At 60.9% G+C, this 14825-nt stretch carries 11 protein-coding genes; 2 read left to right on the top strand and 9 right to left on the bottom strand.

The genetic code is table 11. The features are described from left to right. The 4 genes from WCB02_RS09995 to WCB02_RS10010 form a co-directional block, all read right to left on the bottom strand. On the bottom strand, positions 1-456 hold a 456-nt coding region (locus WCB02_RS09995), incomplete at its 3' end, for a class I SAM-dependent methyltransferase (protein WP_423957889.1). A gap of 211 nt (positions 457-667) precedes the next feature. Further along, positions 668-1522, bottom strand: a complete 855-nt coding sequence (locus WCB02_RS10000) for a GntR family transcriptional regulator (protein WP_423957891.1) — start codon at positions 1520-1522, stop codon at positions 668-670. A gap of 61 nt (positions 1523-1583) precedes the next feature. After that, on the bottom strand, positions 1584-2621 hold the full coding sequence (locus tag WCB02_RS10005; RefSeq protein ID WP_423957893.1) for an ABC transporter substrate-binding protein: 1038 nt from the start codon (positions 2619-2621) through the stop codon (positions 1584-1586). A 795-nt stretch (positions 2622-3416) separates the two neighbouring features. Next, positions 3417-4175, bottom strand: coding sequence for an autoinducer binding domain-containing protein (locus WCB02_RS10010; protein WP_423957895.1), 759 nt, complete (start codon positions 4173-4175; stop codon positions 3417-3419). Positions 4176-5268: 1093 nt separating this feature from the next. Here WCB02_RS10010 and WCB02_RS10015 point away from each other — a divergent pair. Together WCB02_RS10015 and WCB02_RS10020 are read left to right on the top strand one after the other, a co-directional pair. Beyond that, a complete protein-coding gene (locus tag WCB02_RS10015; RefSeq protein WP_423957897.1) occupies positions 5269-5889 on the top strand; it encodes an acyl-homoserine-lactone synthase in 621 nt (206 codons plus the stop codon). Between the two features lie 789 nt (positions 5890-6678). Beyond that, complete coding sequence (locus WCB02_RS10020) at positions 6679-7671, top strand: DMT family transporter (RefSeq protein WP_423957899.1); 993 nt, start codon at positions 6679-6681, stop codon at positions 7669-7671. On the opposite strand, the gene WCB02_RS10025 is transcribed toward WCB02_RS10020, so the two are convergent. The 5 genes from WCB02_RS10025 to WCB02_RS10045 form a co-directional block, all read right to left on the bottom strand. After that, a complete protein-coding gene (locus tag WCB02_RS10025) occupies positions 7651-9429 on the bottom strand; it encodes a dipeptide ABC transporter ATP-binding protein (protein ID WP_423957901.1) in 1779 nt (592 codons plus the stop codon). The two genes, WCB02_RS10020 and WCB02_RS10025, sit on opposite strands and share 21 nt — an antisense overlap. Before the next feature lie 21 nt (positions 9430-9450). Continuing rightward, positions 9451-10302: an ABC transporter permease gene (locus tag WCB02_RS10030; RefSeq protein WP_423957902.1), complete on the bottom strand. Its 852-nt coding sequence runs from the start codon at positions 10300-10302 to the stop codon at positions 9451-9453. Then, positions 10302-11324, bottom strand: a complete 1023-nt coding sequence (locus tag WCB02_RS10035) for an ABC transporter permease (RefSeq protein ID WP_423957905.1) — start codon at positions 11322-11324, stop codon at positions 10302-10304. Before WCB02_RS10035 ends, WCB02_RS10030 begins: the two co-directional genes overlap by 1 nt. Before the next feature lie 131 nt (positions 11325-11455). Further along, complete coding sequence (locus WCB02_RS10040; RefSeq protein WP_423957907.1) at positions 11456-13075, bottom strand: ABC transporter substrate-binding protein; 1620 nt, start codon at positions 13073-13075, stop codon at positions 11456-11458. Next, positions 12991-14823, bottom strand: coding sequence for a hydantoinase B/oxoprolinase family protein (locus tag WCB02_RS10045; RefSeq protein ID WP_423957909.1), 1833 nt, complete (start codon positions 14821-14823; stop codon positions 12991-12993). The genes WCB02_RS10040 and WCB02_RS10045 overlap by 85 nt, the downstream gene beginning before the upstream one ends. Positions 14824-14825 lie beyond the last annotated feature (2 nt).

The raw sequence follows: 14825 nt of genomic DNA on the forward strand, positions 1-14825 counted from the left end.
TTCGGGAACTTCCGGATGGACATCTTTGAATAGAATGACGGCACCATCCGGCTCGATCAACGCATCGAGCCTCCGCAACGCGTCGCAGCGGTCCATCCAGTGAAAGGCCCGCCCGATTGTCACCGCCTGAAACCTTCCAAGATGAGATTCCAGGTCATAAGAGCTCCCTTCGATCAACTCAATTTGCACGTTGGCTTCGGCTGCCGCATCGTGAGCGGCGGCAAGCATGGTAGGCTCTGGATCCATCGCAACGACCGCTCCGACAAACGGCGCAAACGCAATGGCAAGCCAACCGGGCCCGCAGCCGAGATCAAGCAGGCGATGTCGGTCTGACAAATCCAATTGCTGCCTCACGATCCGAATAAGTGATGGTGCATAGTTCGGGCGCCCAGCCAAATAATGCGGCACGGTCGACCCGAAGCGGGGGAAAGCCCGAGGAAGCGGTTCGGATGTCATTTCGGATGTGCTGGGCCGTGTTGTGTGAGCTCCCGCTGGCGTTGGCTTCGTTCGTCGGAAGCGGAATTTTTCACAAACCCTCGATCCCGGTCGGCCCTGAAGATGCGAGATCGAGCCCGGCGTTCGGCCATATTCCGATGGATCGCGCGCGCTTGCAGGTTTGGCAACGCAGCGCTGCTTTTCTTGGCACTGCGCATCGAGGCGAACTGTTTCATCCTTGCAAATCAGCTCCTTTGAGCGGCATACGCAATTGATAGGTGGCCGGTGGCGCCAGCAACTCAAAGTGCTGGATCGGACGTCCCATGACATCAACGTGGACCCGCATGACCTTCAAGAGCGGAGCACCAATCGCCACATTCAGCCGCCCGGCGACGACCGGATCCGCGGCGGCGGCGGTCACGAGCTGTTCGCCTGAAGCAAACGTAATGCCGAACCGCGCCAAAATCGCGTAGAGTGAACCGCCTTCCAGATCATCGCGGCCGAATTGGCGCCCGATGGACTCGGGGATGTAGGTGGTCACCTGCATGATTGGGCGGTCCCGCATGGTTCGAATGCGAACTGCCCTCTGGAACAGCTCATTGGGGCCGGCGTGAAAATGGGCGCACACATGTCGAGGCGCGGGCTCAAACCCGAACTCGACCACATGGGCGGTCGTTGTGCGGACGATTTCACGACTTCGCGCCAGCAGATCCATCATCGGGATGGTCAAAGGCTCTGGTCGGGGAAGCTCCCGCACAAACGTACCGACGCCTTGTCGACGCTCGACCAAGCCGAGCGCGTCAAGTGTCTCCATGGCGGCCCTGATCGTCACGCGCGATACCCCGAAAAGCTTCGCGAGTTCTTCCTCCGCGGGCAGCGCTTCGCTCGGCGCATAACGGCGTTCGGCGATCCCATCCTGCAGCACCAGAAAGACCTGGTGATGAAGCGGGATGTCGCGACGCTTCTTCAAGAGCGGTGCTGGTAGCGCGGGTATCCGCTTTGTCCTGCTTTTCACACCTTCCTGCGCCCTGCTTGGTTTACGCACGACACCCTGTAAGAGCCGCCCGGCTTGGGAGAGACGTGGCACGATATTGTCTCCCTCTTTCGCGCAGAGCCGACATCAGGTCGCCCAGGCCCACATCATCTGACTATTTTTGGACAAGGATGGCGTGGGCTTTGTCCACGAACGCATTGGTAAAAGTGGCTTCGAGATCGATCTTTGCGCCCCGCAGACTCGGATCAACGGTCGACAGCACATGAAACGCCACCTCCGCCTCGTCGAGGCTGAACTTTCCGTCTGGGGAAAACATATCCCTTGTACCGCGAATCGAGGCGAGGAAGAGTTCGCGGTCCGAGCCGGCCCACTCGGCGGGCAGAACATCGGCGATGTTCTCCGCCGTCGCTTGATCAATCCATATCAACGCCCGCACCATCGCGTTGGCGAAGGCTTGGATGGTCTGCGGATTTCGAGCAATGAAATCTGCTCGTGCGTACATTGTTCCAGATGGATAGAGGCCTCCGAAAAGTCCGATTGTTCCAGCACTCGTCCGGGTATCGGCGACGATTTTGACGTCCCCCGCGGAGACAAGCGTAGTGAGTGCTGGTTCTCCCGTCACAACCGCATCGACCGCGCCATGACGTATGGCCGCAATCGCGCCGGCCCCCCCTCCGACGCTGACGAATGATATCTCGGACGGCGCAAGACCCGCCCGGATGGCCAGATATTCGATCATGAATTGTGTCTGGGACCCGAGCGCAGTGACACCGACTTTCATGCCCTTCAAGTCTCGCGCGTCTCGGTATGCTGAGGCTTTCTCGCTCCGAACCGCCAGCGCAAACGTCGGATGACGGCCGAAGAGTACGATTCCGACAATCTCCTGGTTCTTGGCCTGCATTTGAATCGTATGATCGAAGGCCCCGGCGGTGACCTCAGCGCTTCCGCCGACGAGAGCTTCAAGCGCCCTCGCCCCACCCGCAACGTCGACAATCTCGATGTCGACTCCGGCCTCTTTGAAATAACCCAGCCGCTTGGCAATGGTCAGTGGCGCGTATTGCAGGAATGCCTTGCCGCCAACAGCCACTCGCATCGAGGGCGCTTCTGACTTCGACTGCTGCGCCCAGACATTCTCTAATGGCGCCCACATCAAGCAGATCGGGAGCGCCAGTAAATTGCGTCGATGCAACACCGCTTCTGACCCTTCTCGATGCCAGTTGATGTCCTGGACACGGGCGGAGAAAGCCCTGCTCGACTCATACCATAAAATTAATCGACGGTTATGCATATCAGATGCCCATCAAAGCAAAGAGCGGCACCTCTCGCATAGGTTGTATTCTTGTTGGACGCGAGTTTACGGAAAAAATTTTGCCGAAACTGCCCGTTCTCGCGGGCGGTGAGAAGCGATGTACTTGGCGAGTTGGCGGTGCGTGCCCACGCGCAGCTTCCGTCATATCGCTCGCTGCGCCGATTGCGCGTCGTCGACGGCGAACCCAGCTGCGCAGGAGGAGGCCCTCCACCATGTTGGAGATCGCACTGCTCGGATGCGGCCTCATAGGCAAAGGGACTTTGTAAGCTACGGCGCTTCCGGCTTTGCGCGCTTACAGCCGCTCCTTGTGGTGGTTAGATGGTTGGATCCATCACGCACCCGGGCCAGAAATGCCTGCAGCAGCCGTCTACGGACGACGCACGATCCAAGGCCAATGCCGCTCACAACTTCGAGCACAGAACAATGCCCGGCGCCTTCGCCCATCTCAAGGAATCCTCCTCTTCGAACGCGCAAGCGGAGCGTGAACCACATCGCCGATGGTAGGTGTATGGACTGGCGCGCAACAGATCCGATCGCCGATGACCGGCTCCAATTGGTGGATCCGCCCAACAGGATGGTCCTATTAGCCGGTGCTCAGGTCTCGCACCTCCATCAGAGCCGATCTGTCTTGACTTCAATGCCTCCAGGTCGCTCGTAAAATCGTCATACGACAGCTCACTATATCGGCATGACCGCATTTGGTCGGCCCGGAAGCTCAATCAGATTGAGACGAATGGCCGACACGACCGCCACTGTGCGGCTTGTCGTTCCAAGCTTTCTCATCGCGTTCTTGATATGAAAATTGACCGTATTTTCGCTGATGTTCAGAATCATTCCGATATCCCAAGACGATTTTCCCTCAGCCGTCCACCGCAGACAATCGGCTTCCCTCCTGGACAGCTGCACTCTTGGTTTGCCGTTCTGGGCAGGTGGCGCCATTTCCTTGACCGCGATGTGAAATTGCCAAGCCAGCGCGTTGAGGTAACTCATTCGATCCAACGGGTCCGCATCATCGAATTGGGATGCGAACGACACCACAGAAACTTGCCCCCAGGGCCCAAACAACGGCACGCTGATGCCATGCTTCAGACCCGCTTCTCGGCTTTCATCCAGCACCGCCTGTTCACTCGGGTGCAGTTGGCATCGATCGGCGAGTTGATCCCACAGGAATGGACCCGAAATCGTCGGAGTCCGTGTGACCACTGGATCCATCGCGTGGTACTTGCGCTCAAAATAGCGATCGCACCATTGCGCTGGAAAATTCAAGGCCACGGCGGGCGGCGGATGCTTGAGCTGACAAAGCGGCTCGCTATAGGTAAGCGCACCGTAGGCAACCTCCGTGAACCCCTGCTCGGTCGCGCACTTGACCAGAAGGTCGAACAGAGCTGAGAGGGACTGGGTTTGTTTCGCGCATTCGATGAAGCCGAAAAGTTCCATTTGGCGCCTCAAGACACCGGCCTCGTCGCCGGTATGGCGTGTCCCCGTTCGAGCTTGGTCACGGGAGCCCTTTTTCTGTTCTTCTCGCTGCAAGCCTCTGGCTCGGCTCTGGTTGGACTTCCGAACCGCGATACGACAAGGCCCCCGCACGGCCCAGAGAGAAAGTCCGTCGGCATACGCTGCTTAGCACTTCTGACGTTTTCGTGCAATTGTGCTGCAACATAACAATTCGCCTTTGGGTAGAATTTGTATCAGGCCGTTATTCTTCGCAAGCCACGCTTCCCAGAATATTCTTTTGCCACGCTGTCAGCAGGCGATATGCGGCGCCGCCTCGCGGGAGCTCGCTCAAGCCCGCTTCGAGACCGTAGAGGACGGCAGCGCCGGCGCATTGAAACAAATATCACTTCGGAAAACGCGTGAAGAGACTAACGGACGAGGCCGCGGCGCATGGGAGAACGCAGGAAGGCCCGGCTTGCTCTGCGCGCGCCCATCGCGCCTCGCCAGTTGCAATCATCGCGAGGGCTGAGCCGGAAGCTCACGGCGCTTGTCGGCTGTGCTGCATTAAGCCAGCCATAGATTCGGACTGCGGCCGTTTCGCGACCCATGCTTGATGGCCTCCCGCTCAACCCCTTTCTGCCGATCCAGTGGCGTTAGCATTCGATGGCTGGCATGACCTAAGCGCAGGCCTCCACGCGAAAGGTCCCGGCGGCCGAGGCGACCGGCGTCTGATTCGCCGACGCTTGGCCAGGAGCTTGATGAGGCTCAAACATCATGCAAATGCCCCTGCGCGACCCGTGCAAAGCCGCCGCCGTCTGCAGATCGGCATCAGCGCGTGGTGAGACAGGCAGTTCCGAGCCTTGCGAATAGCATGGTTGCGTTTTCAGTATAATACTCTTTCTGAGCGATGACGGACTTTAATCGTTATTTCCGCCTGATTTGTCCGTCTTCAGCCCAGCGGCGCGTTAGGATGCCATGATACGCGGCAATCAGAAGATATTTTCAAGACCATGTCCCTACTTGATTTGGTAGTTTCCCCTGCTGACCATCAATCGGCTATTGTGGTGTTTCCTGGCATCGCAACCGGACTGAGCGTATGCGTACCGTAGCTGTCACCTGGGAGACCGCTCACCAGCATGGCGAGGCTTGGATCTCACATCATCGGTTACGCTACAAGATGTTCGTCGCACGACAGAAGTGGAGCGTGCCGAACTACAGGCAGATCGAGTATGATGAGTTTGACACTCCCGCCGCGACCTACATCCTGACCGTCGACGAGCAGCATCGCGCACTCGGCAGCGTGCGTCTGGTACCGACCACCCGTCCTTATATGGTCGAGACGCTATGGCCTACTCTTGTCAATGCGGAGTTGCCGCATTGCGCCTCGGTCTGGGAAGCATCCCGGTTCGGCTGCGACCGCGACCTCGACGCAGCCAGTCGCCGGAGCGTCGTCGCGCAGCTGATACTGGGATGCCAGGAATTTGGAATTGCAGCCGGCATCGCACAATATCTCGGGGTCATGCCGATCCGGATTTTCAAATACGTCATCGCGGCAAATGGCTGCCCTGTCGTCCAAGCCGGACCAACGCTGCGCCTGAATGGACACGAGACGGCCGCCGCCTATATTGATGTATCGCCGTCGACACTGGAAGCCGTCCGCCGTCGCACCGGGATCCGCAATGCGATTCTCGAGTCGAAGCTGGCGCTCGTCGCGTGACCCCAAGTTCCGCGCCGAAGATGCCGCCAACAAAGGCAGGCGCATCGGCGCATGATCTCAACGCCAGCTGCGGTTGCGGCGGTCGGGATAAACTCCGATCAGCGCCGCGGTTCGACTTCGGGCTATCGGCTCGGCAAGATCCCAGCTTGGATTGGATCAGGTTTCGCTTTCGCGAACGCGAGCAGGATTGACCGATAGCCGACAGCAAAGGCCTGGCACGTCACCGTCCGCCGCGCGGAGAGTTCCCGATGCCTACGCACCAGCCCCCGCAATGGCGTATGGACATCAAGGATGCCACCGAAGCCGACTTTGTGGTCTTTCGCTGCTTGGACTGGCCACTTGCAAACCATGGCGCAGTTATCTGCGATGACGGCTGGCGTCGACATTTCATTTGAAGCGAGCCACCGGGTCAAAACAGGCTGCAATCCCCAACATTCGGGACGACGCGGTGGCCAAGCCCAATGTTTCGCTACACCAGCCCGCTGGGTCGATCTCTGAACCGAAGGGATTCGCAGATGCGCCTGCATCGGCCGGCATCGTCTGCAATTTTTTGCATTACTGCCGGAGGCTGCCAAGGTAGGTAGGCGGATCGAGATGCCAGGCCGGGCTAATCTCCTCGTCGAAGTCGAAACGCCACTATCGCGGCACCGCGTGAGATCTGGTCGCGCTTATCCAGGGCGCCCGGCCGCAGACGCCATGTTGGCTCTTCGGGGCGATACAATCCGGCGCGCGGGACCATTGTGATCGGTATGTCGCCTTCGTCATGTGGGGCTGTCGGACGATGAACCAATGACGATCCTTCGATCCGCAACCGGGCTTGCAGCCTTGGCGGCCACACTTTCGAGCATCGCCAACGGGGCCCAACTCGTAGCGACCCGGTTTGTCGTCCAGCAAAATGATCCGCTTGCGGTCGCTTTGCTGCGCTATGCGATTGCGTTTGCATGCCTGGCACCGCTATTGCGAAATTCGTCGCGCTGGCCGACGCGTCGCGACTGCGCGATCATCCTTGTCCTCGGGGCGATCGTCGCCGGCATTTGTCCGTGGCTCCTGACGCTCAGTATGCAGTACACGACTGCCTCGCGGGGTGCGCTGATCATTTGTACCAGTCCGCTCCTCACGCTGGCGGCAGCCGCTCTTTTGGGCTATGGAAAGTGTACGGTCCGCCGCCTTGCTGGGGCGTTATGCGCATTGCTGGGTGTCCTGGTGGGACTATCCGACCGATTGTTGGCTGGGACGTCCTGGTCCTTCATCAACCTTGGCGACGCCGTCGTTCTGTTCGCCACGATCCTGTTGGCTCTCTTTAACGTCTATGCGGGCGCGATGCTGCTGCGCTACCGTGCGACCACGATTGTCCCGATTGCCTCGATCGGCGGTCTGATCGTACTGTTCGGGCTCGCCGCTGCTCATGGTTCGCTAAAAGCGATCCCGTTGCTGACGGGCCCCGACTGGCTCGCCCTATTTTTCTGCGGCACGGCCGGGGGGGCGGGCGTGCTGCTCCTCTGGTCATGGGCAATTGAACATGCTTCGGCAGGTCGCGTCGCGATCTTCGTGACCGCGGCACCGATGTCTGCCGCGATCACCGGCGCCATCGTCCTTTCCGAGCCTGTCACCACTCAGCTCATTGCCGGAACGGCCCTCATCATCGCCGGAATTTATCTGGTTTACGGGAGCACGGAAACGGCGCCGCTGAAGCGGCGAGCCGATTTGGATCGCGGCGGCGCGGCGTCATCCGCCCCCAGCGCCATACCGAGCTCTCGGCCGCTAAGGAAATTCGGACAATAGTCGCGCACCGGGTTCGGCCTGCATCGAAAAGTCAATGCGGGGAATCGCATCCAGCAGACTTTTCGTGTAGGGGTGCTGGGGATTCCTGAACAAGTCCTCGACCTTTCCCTGCTCGACGATGCTGCCGCTCTTCATGACCATGACGCGGTCACACATGAGCCGAACGACGTTGAGGTCATGGCTGACGAACAGGTAGGACAATCCAAGCTCGCGCTTCAACTTGTCCAGTTGGTTGAGGACGACGGCCTGAACCGAAACATCGAGCGCCGACGTCGGCTCGTCGAGCACGACCAGCGCAGGATAAACCGATATCGCCCGCGCGATGCCGACGCGCGCCTTCTGACCTCCCGAGAGCTGATGCGGATACCGGTCAAGCAGCGCTTGAGGAAGATCGACAAGATCGCAAATGTGCCTGATACGCCTGCCAAGCTCGGCGGGCTTTCTGATCCGCTCCAGCCGCAGCAACGGGTCGGCAATCGCCTCGAACGCCGTCCGCCGCGGATCGAGGCTGGCGGCGGGGTCCTGGAAAACGATCTGTACCACTCGCCGCTCAGCCGATTTGGCAAACGCGCGGGGATCTGCGTCGGCAATCTCTTCACCGTTCAGTTCAATCGAGCCCGCTGTCGGCTTGACCAGCTTGGCGATCAGACGGGAGGTCGTGGTCTTTCCCGATCCGGACTCTCCGACGAGGCCGACACATTCACCCTGTCCCACATCGAAGTTCAGACCATCCACGGCCCGAAACGTGTTGCGGCCGTCATCGTTCGAACGATGTCGCCGTCCGAGCAGGCTCAGCAGCGATCGCCGCGCACCATGCAAAGGGTATTCATGGGTCAGGCCGCGGACTCTTAAAACCGGCGCTCCAACCGCTTTGTTTGCTTTCAAGGCATGCACCACGGGTGAAGCGGGCTCGAAAACCCGTTGCTCGGAGACCGGGATCAGATCGATCAGCCTGGTATGAGCCTGTGGTGTCGCACTCAGGAGCCGGCGCGTATAGGCCTGTCTGGGATTCATAAAGATCTGCCCCGTAGGCCCCTGCTCCACGACGCGCCCCTTCTGCATGATGATCACGCGATCACAATACTGAGCCGCCAGCCCTAGATCGTGGGTGATGAACATGGTCGACATGCCCCGGGAACGCGTCAGTTCGACCAGCAGATCCATGATGGCTCGCTGTGTCGTCACGTCGAGGCCCGTGGTCGGCTCATCGGCCAAAAGCAGCTTCGGCGTGCAGGCCAGCGCCATGGCGATGACGCTGCGCTGGCACATTCCGCCGGAAAGCTCAAACGGATAGGCGTGAACGCATCGCTCCGGGGAATTGATGCGGACTTCGCGCAATGCTTCGATCGCGCGAGCGGCAGCTTCGGCCGTCCCCGCTGAGCTGTGCGCCATGAGCACATCGGCGATCTGCGCACCCACCGGCTTGATCGGATTGAGAGCCGTCTGCGGGCTCTGAAAAACCATGGAGATCTCGCTGCCACGAATCGTCTTGAGCTCCGAGGCGCCGAGCTCGTTGAGCGCCCGGCCAAGATAGCTGATCGACCCGGACCTCACCCGGGCCTCGGCCGGCAGCAATCCGAGGATCGAGTATGCGGTGACGGACTTTCCGGATCCGCTCTCCCCGACGACGCCCACGATCTCCGCCGGTCCGATCTGAAAGGAGACATCATCGAGGGCCTGAACGCGCCCGCGCGGTGTCGCAAATTCGACCGCCAGGCCGTCGATGCTCAGCAGAGGTTGGGCGGATTGTGTCAGCATGCGTTTGTTCACTCGGCGATCCTACCGACTACGGACATCGAACATGTCCCTCAGAACGTCACCCAGAAGATTGAATGCGAAGACTGCAAACGCGAGCGCAAGCCCAGGGAACACGATAAGCCACCAATTGCCGGCCATGGCCTGTGTCGCCCCCTCCGCCACCATGATCCCCCACTCTGCGGTCGGAGGCCGAATTCCAAGTCCGATGAACGACAGACTGGCCGCATTGAGGATCGCCCAGCCGAGATTGACCGAGAGCTGTATCATCAGGTTTGGCATCGCGTTCGGCAGCAGCACACCGCCGATGATCCGGGCGTCGCCGTTACCGGCAACCCGCGCGGCCTCCACAAACAGCTGCGTGCTCAGCACGCCGACCTCGACGCGCGCCAGCCGGACGTAGAATGGCAAGTTCACGATTGCTGTCGCCAGGACGATGTTGCGCAGATCGTTTCCAAGGGCGGCGACCAGTGCCATGGCCAGGACAAACAGCGGAAACACCTGCACCATCTCGGCGACCCGACTGGTCCATCGATCGAACGATCCGCCGAGATAGCCGGCCAGGCCCCCGATGCCGACGCCGACTGTGAACGACGCGGCGACAGCGCAGAGCGCGACGAATAAATCGATGCGGGCGGAGACGATGACCCGGCTCAGGACGTCGCGTCCGAGCTGATCCGTGCCGAACCAATGGAGCATGCCGGGCGGCTGGAGTGTATTGGCAAGATCCGTCGCATACGGATCATACGGCGCCAGCAGGGATCCGACCGCCGCTAACAACACCAGGAATGTCACAATTCCGACGGAGCCCAGTGAAACGCCATTGCGTGCGATCATTTGGCGGGAATGCGATAACAGGGCCGACAGGCGTTGCATCATGATGTCCTGCGCGCACGAGGGTCAGCCAAGCCATAGGCCACGTCTATTGCGAGATTGATCGCAACCAGGAGCAATCCCATCACCAGGACGAATCCCTGCACCGGAGCGTAGTCGGACGCCAGAAGCGCATTCAGCGCGAAGTTTCCAATACCGGGCCAGCCGAACACCCGCTCCACCAGCACATTCGAGCCCAGCATCGTGGAGAAGACGATCCCGATCGTGGTCAGCACGGGAAGCAATGCGTTTCGCAGTGCATAATGGACGTAGACGGTTCGATCGCTCAACCCCATGGCGCGGGCGGTACGTACGAAATCCGAGCTCAGCACTCCGAGCATGGCAGATCGGGTCATGCGGGTGAGCGGGGACAGCACAAAGATCGCCATTGTGACGCTCGGCAGAACCAGCCTGCCGGCAGCGGACTGCAGCGCCATCCAATCACCGCTCAGCGTGCTATCGATCAGAAGGAAGCCCGTGACCCTCGGGGGCGCCGTGATGAACATATCGATGCGATCAAGCGGCTCGGGCGCGAGGCCAAGCCGCAGGAAGAACACGTAGGTCAGCATCAGCCCGGTCACGAATGTCGGCATCGAGACGCCGATACTGCTGACAATCCGCGCGATGTGGTCGAGCGGGGAGCCCGACCAGATGGCGGCCGCCACACCGAGCGGAATGGAAACAGCGAGGGCGAGAAGGAGCGCGACCATTGCGAGTTCAAGGGACGCGGGCAGACGTTGCATCAGCTCGGTCAGAACAGGACGTCCGGTGGTGAATGACATGCCAAGATCGGCCGACCCGACATCCTCGAAGTAGATCAGGAGTTGCTCCGGAAGGGAGCGGTCCAAGCCGAACTTATGCCGCACGTAGGCGGTCTCTTCTGCTGTCGGCACCGGGCTGGAGGCGAAAAACACGGCAGGGTCGCCCGGAAGCACGCGCATGATCACAAAGGTCGCCACGACGAGAGCGACCACTGCCGGAACGGCCGCCACCAAACGCCGCAAAAGAAAGATCAGTAGCCCCATCGGAATCTCCTTGAGAACGGCTTACCGTGTAAGACCGGCTTTGCCTGAATTTACTCCCTCGTCGTCGCAAACGTCCTCCAGTGTCCTGAATGGGCGCCCACAGTCATGGCAGCACACGCTCCTATCCGGGCCTAGTTCCTGGTAAGTGAGCGGACATCGGGGAGCGTATGAAACCAATACGCATAATTGCCGATGTCCTTGCCGATCACCACTTCGAGAGCCGCTTGACGAAACATCAGCAGCGGAACGTCGCGGTTCACGATCTCGATCATCTTGCGCAATGCGGCGTCGTAATCGGCCTGGGTCGTTGCATCATCCGCCTTGGCCAGCAGCGCATCGAGCGCGGGGTTGGCGTATCCGCTGAAGTTCGAGCGCGTGTCGCCGCGATAGAAGATGCGGATCCAGTAGTCGGGGAGATTGAGCCACGCCACCTGGTTCTCGAGATACAGCGGCATCTGCTTGGCCGTCTGCAGCTCACCAAAGCGCGCGCCGGGAAACTTGTCGATCGTCACTCTGATTCCGACGCGGGCCAGATGATCCTTGAGAGCCACCGCGAGGTTCTCGAAATATTCGGCCTTGCACGTGCACAGCGAAAGCGTCGTGTCCAGACCATTCGGATAGCCTGCTTCAGCCAGCAAATCGCGTGCACGCTGGGGGTCGTAGGCGAATGACTGGGGCTGCGGAAAGGTCGCGCCTTGCGGCTCCTCGGCATCGCCGAACAGTCTTTTGCCGCGCCCCAGAAACACGCTCTGGAAAATTTCCTCTTGCGGGACCGCATGGGCGATCGCCCGGCGTACGCGCACATCGCTAAACGGCTTCGACTGCGTGTTCATGACCATGAACTCGAACTGGTTCGGCATCGGAATCAACAGCAGCTGGGCTTGCCCACGGCGCTGGACTCCTTCGACTGCATTGGGCGTCAGGCCAATCGCGACGTCGGCGAGATGCCGCTCGACCAAAGCCACCCGCGTCGTGTCCTCCGGGACGGTCTGGAACACGGCCCATCGCATGGCCGGCAGCGGCGAGCCGTGCCATTTGTCAAAGCGCTGCAGCATGACCTGATCGGGACGGAACGTCATCACCTGATAGGCACCGCTGCCCGCATCATTGCTCTTGAGCCAATCTCCCCCCCATGGATCGCTGACCGTCTCATGCGGCTTGACCTGCCTTGCGTTTATAATGGGCGCAAAGGGCGTGCTGAGCGAGAGCAACAGGTAGCGGTTGGGCTTGGGCAGCGTGATGGTCAACGTCGCCTCATCGACCACCTTGATCTGGTCCTCGCTGGTGAGGCCTCCCAGGTTGAGCACGAATCGGGTCGTCGGAAGGCTGATCGCCCGCTGAAGAGACCAACGCACGTCCTCGGCTGTCAGCTGCGACCCATCATGGAAGACGGCGTCCCGCCTGAGGTGGAAAGTATAGATCCTGCCGTCGTCGGAGACATCCCAAAGCTCTGCGAGATCGCCTTGCGGCTTGTCGAGCCGATACTGCTGGATCTTGTCGTGGGGCGCGTCCAGCGCGTATGTGACAAGCCGGTCGTAGATGTGCCACGATACGCCCCAGGTTGATCGTTGGACGCCTGGGCCCGCGGCGTCAAGCGAGCTCGTCTCGAACGGCCAGACGACGCGGGCCGTGTCGTTGCGGTCCTGGGCGTGGGCCGACGAAACGCCTAGTGCGGCTTGGATGACGACGATGGCCGCAGCGAAACTTGCGTACCGTGTGCAGGCCAAGGCTCTTGCTGCGAAATCTCGCATCCCGCGATCTCCTCAAGCGTGTTGCTGTTGGTTGTTGTGGAGTGCTTTTTGCCACGAGCCCGGCCCGTCGCATCGGCGTCGACGACCGCAAGATCGGGGGAGAGGACGACGTGGTAGAGGATGCGCGCGGCCTCCTCGCTCACGAACCCGTCGAGCACGTCGCGGCGCACCGCTTCCGGGTCGCGCTCGCGCGGGTCACCCCACCCGCCTCCGCCGGCCGATGCGATGGAGAGTTCCATGGGGCCGCATCGTACCGTGCCGTAGGCCGGCGTCGGGATGATGGCTCCGTCGGCAGCGCGGCAGCAGATCGTGCCTGCGGCGCCAGGCTGTCCTCCCAGCACGCCGGCGCCTGACGGCCGCCGGCTTGCCTCGTCGCGGAAGGTGGTTTCGGTTGGCACCAGCTGCCGCGCCTCATAGCAGACGCCGGTTCCTCCACGCATCTTTCCGGCGCCGCCGCCGTCGGTTCGGAATTCCTGACGCCTGATCTCGATCGGATAGGAAAGTTCCAGATCCTCGACATTCGGCAGCACGAGCCCTCCAAGCGTGTTGACGGTGCCGAGCACGTTGAAGCCGTCGCGCTCGGCGACCGCGCCGGCAGCGGGATAGCCGAGCCAGTGATAGAGCACGAAGACCGAGCCCTGCGCAGTGGCGCCGGCAGAGACCGGATGGAGCGATTTCCCCCAACCTGCGCAACTGCGATCGGGCGCGGCGCCGGTCAGCGCCTGCCAACAGGCCGTAATGATCTCATGCGCCGGGTGGGTGGTCGTGAATCCGACAGGGGCTGGCGGGCGGGCATTCACGATCGAGCCTTCCGGGGCGACAATCTCGATCGCGCGATACGCGCCTTCGTTCCTCGGCAATGATTGGTCGAGGAACGTGGCGACCGCCAGGTACACGGCAGAATGCGTATTGGCGAGAGGGCTGTTCTTGAACCCGGCGATCTGTGGTGAGGAGCCTGAGAAATCAAAAGTGAGCCGGTCGCTTTCCACCGTGAGCGCGACCTGGACGGTGACGCTCGCCTCGCCGAAACAGTCATGGTCGCTCATGTCCGTTCCGCTGTAGCGACCTCGCCGCAGGTTTGCGATTTGCGCGCGCATGCGGCGTTCTGCATAGTCGAGCAGGTTCGGAAACAGCCGGGTTGCCTGATTGCCGCCGACCTCCCGCGCCAGCGCAGCCAGTCTTTCGGCACCTATTTTGGTCGATCCAAGCATCGCGTGAAGATCACCCGCGAGCAGGTCTGGACAGCGGGTATTGGCCAGCAGAAGGCGCGCGATGTCCTCGCGCATGACGCCGCGCTCGGCGATGCGCAAAGGTGGAATACGGACGCCTTCATGGAAAATCTCCCGGGCCGTCGCATTGTAGGTGCCGGCCACCCCACCGCCGATATCCGACTGATGGGCGCGATTGCAGGAGAAGCCGAACAACTCGCCATCGACAAACACGGGACGCATCATCGTCCAATCAGCCAGATGGTTGTTGCCGGCGAGGTAGGGGTCATTTGACAGAAACACATCGCCATCGGCGATGTCTGGGCCGAAAGCTGCCTTCAACGCTCGCAGCGCAAATCCGCCGCCACCCGTGTGGATGGGGATGCCGTCGGCCTGCGCTGCGACGGCACCATCCGCATCGCCGATAAAGCACGAGAAATCGTGCGACTGCGAGAAGATCGGACTCCGCGCCGTCTTCATCATCACCCAACCCATCTGGCGTGTGACGTGGTCGAGCTGCTTCTGCATCAGCGCGAGCAAGA

Source organism: Bradyrhizobium sp., from assembly GCF_049581145.1.
Taxonomy (GTDB): domain Bacteria; phylum Pseudomonadota; class Alphaproteobacteria; order Rhizobiales; family Xanthobacteraceae; genus Bradyrhizobium.

Bases quoted from the DNA above. Each gene is read 5' to 3' on its own strand.
- WCB02_RS10010 (WP_423957895.1), bottom strand. From the start codon at position 4,175: ATGGAACTTTTCGGCTTCATCGAATGCGCGAAACAAACCCAGTCCCTC.
- WCB02_RS10015 (WP_423957897.1), top strand. From the start codon at position 5,269: ATGCGTACCGTAGCTGTCACCTGGGAGACCGCTCACCAGCATGGCGAG.
- WCB02_RS10020 (WP_423957899.1), top strand. From the start codon at position 6,679: ATGACGATCCTTCGATCCGCAACCGGGCTTGCAGCCTTGGCGGCCACA.
- WCB02_RS10025 (WP_423957901.1), bottom strand. From the start codon at position 9,429: ATGCTGACACAATCCGCCCAACCTCTGCTGAGCATCGACGGCCTGGCG.
- WCB02_RS10030 (WP_423957902.1), bottom strand. From the start codon at position 10,302: ATGCAACGCCTGTCGGCCCTGTTATCGCATTCCCGCCAAATGATCGCA.
- WCB02_RS10035 (WP_423957905.1), bottom strand. From the start codon at position 11,324: ATGGGGCTACTGATCTTTCTTTTGCGGCGTTTGGTGGCGGCCGTTCCG.
- WCB02_RS10040 (WP_423957907.1), bottom strand. From the start codon at position 13,075: ATGCGAGATTTCGCAGCAAGAGCCTTGGCCTGCACACGGTACGCAAGT.